Source organism: Saezia sanguinis (assembly GCF_003991585.1).
Classification (GTDB): Bacteria; Pseudomonadota; Gammaproteobacteria; order Burkholderiales; family Burkholderiaceae_C; genus Saezia; species Saezia sanguinis.
In genome coordinates this window covers 1-260 of sequence record NZ_PQSP01000115.1, presented here as the reverse complement: position 1 = coordinate 260, position 260 = coordinate 1, and the positions used below count along the sequence as shown (strand labels likewise).

Sequence of the window (260 nt, the reverse complement as noted above, 5' to 3'; positions counted from 1 at the left end):
TGGGTGTCCATGTTGGGCCAGGCAGCGGCGTATCCGATGATCTCCCCGCCTTCCTCGGCGACCCGGAGCTGATCGGCGAACGCGGGCAGCCGTGTGATGACGTGGGTGCGGTCGGTGCCGAACACCTCCTCGTCGAGCCGGAGGATCGCGGTGAGGTCCTCCGCCGTGGCCGGGCGGGTGGCGACCGCGGGCTCCCGCCCGTCGGGGAGGAAACGACCGCGCACCATCTCGGCCCGGCCGGTGGTCTTGAACCCCAGCTC

The 260-nt window shown here is 71.9% G+C and carries 1 protein-coding gene; it reads right to left on the bottom strand.

Annotated features, from left to right (window positions below; all coding sequences use genetic code 11):
• Positions 1–260, bottom strand: a 260-nt coding sequence (locus CUZ56_RS15175; RefSeq protein WP_204250958.1) for a GNAT family N-acetyltransferase, incomplete at both ends; no start/stop codon positions are given.